The 1730-nt window shown below is 47.7% G+C and carries 2 tRNA genes and 2 rRNA genes; all 4 read right to left on the bottom strand.

Annotated elements, in window-relative coordinates:
* A 23S ribosomal RNA gene (locus ACO6VE_RS24445) occupies positions 1–891 on the bottom strand; the annotation flags it as partial.
* 299 nt (positions 892–1190) lie between these two features.
* Positions 1191–1266, bottom strand: a tRNA-Ala gene (locus ACO6VE_RS24450).
* 40 nt (positions 1267–1306) lie between these two features.
* Positions 1307–1383 (bottom strand) — tRNA-Ile (locus ACO6VE_RS24455).
* 152 nt (positions 1384–1535) lie between these two features.
* A 16S ribosomal RNA gene (locus ACO6VE_RS24460) occupies positions 1536–1730 on the bottom strand; the annotation flags it as partial.

A 1730-nucleotide genomic window follows, 5' to 3' on the forward strand; every position in this document is an offset into this window, starting at 1 on the left:
CTAGCTTTTCAACGATAGTCGGTTCGGTCCTCCAGTTGATGTTACTCAACCTTCAACCTGCCCATGGATAGATCGCCCGGTTTCGGGTCTACTCCCAGCGACTCGACGCCCTATTAAGACTCGATTTCTCTACGGCTCCCCTAGTCGGTTAACCTTGCCACTGAAAGTAAGTCGCTGACCCATTATACAAAAGGTACGCAGTCATCGGTGGTCAGTTGTCAGTTGTCGGTGGTCAGTTTTGCTCCGAGTGGTATTTTACTCTTGTGCAAATCTGCCAGTATTTCCGACGTTGACGACCGGGTAATCAGTCGCCGGTTGTCGCTTGCCTACCGGCAACTGACAACTGACAACTGACCACCGACTCCCACTGCTTGTACGTACACGGATTCAGGTTCTATTTCACTCCCCTCAACGGGGTTCTTTTCGCCTTTCCCTCACGGTACTGGTTCACTATCGGTCAGTCAGGAGTATTTAGCCTTGGAGGATGGTCCCCCCATGTTCAAACAGGATTTCACGTGTCCCGTCCTACTCGATTTCACAATGATTGGCCTTTCGTGTACGGGGCTATCACCCACTATGGCGACACTTTCCAGAGTCTTCCACTAAACCAAAAATTGCTTAAGGGCTGGTCCCCGTTCGCTCGCCGCTACTGGGGGAATCTCAATTGATTTCTTTTCCTCCGGGTACTTAGATGTTTCAGTTCCCCGGGTTCGCCTTCCAGACCCTATGTATTCAGGTAAGGAATAACGGCTTATGCCGTTGGGTTTCCCCATTCGGAAATTCCTGGATCACAGCTTGTTTATCAGCTCCCCAAGACTTATCGCAGATTACCACGTCCTTCATCGCCTCTGACTGCCAAGGCATCCACCGTGTACGCTTAGTCACTTGACCATATAACCCAAAACGATTTACCTTCGTAAATCGTTAGAGGCCAGTCAATATAACTACCTTTAACGATCAAATGAATTTCTTTTGAAATTCATCGCCATACACATTAGCTATTACCTTTCGGTAATTAACTTGAGAGTGTCTCAGCAAGAATTTTCATTAAACAACCGAAGTTGTCTAAATCAATTCAGCTTAATTTGGATTCCACATTGTTAAAGAACATTCTTTCGTTACGAAAGAAGAGCAAAATATGCTTAATGAATCAGTTTTCTGCTGTCTCTTACAAGTAAAAGACGAGAAATTGGTGGAGCTATGCGGGATCGAACCGCAGACCTCCTGCGTGCAAAGCAGGCGCTCTCCCAGCTGAGCTATAGCCCCCTATCTTTCCGTTGAACCAGGCTTTCATCTCTTGAAAGCTTGGTGGGTCTGGGCAGATTCGAACTGCCGACCTCACCCTTATCAGGGGTGCGCTCTAACCGACTGAGCTACAGACCCGGCATCTTAATCAAGATAACGGATTCATTAAACACACTTTTAAAGAACAAAGAAAATCAACTGCCCACTGGCTACTGCCAACTGACAACTGACAACTGACAACTGATTTATCAAACAATTCGTGTGAACGCTTATGGACGTCGGTTTTCGTTTAAGGAGGTGATCCAGCCCCAGGTTCCCCTAGGGCTACCTTGTTACGACTTCACCCCAGTCATGAATCACTCCGTGGTAACCGCTCTCCCGAAGGTTAAGCTAGCTACTTCTGGAGCAACCCACTCCCATGGTGTGACGGGCGGTGTGTACAAGGCCCGGGAACGTATTCACCGTGACATTCTGATTCACGATTA

The organism is Endozoicomonas sp. ALB115 (assembly GCF_049310245.1).
Lineage (GTDB): Bacteria > Pseudomonadota > Gammaproteobacteria > Pseudomonadales > Endozoicomonadaceae > Endozoicomonas.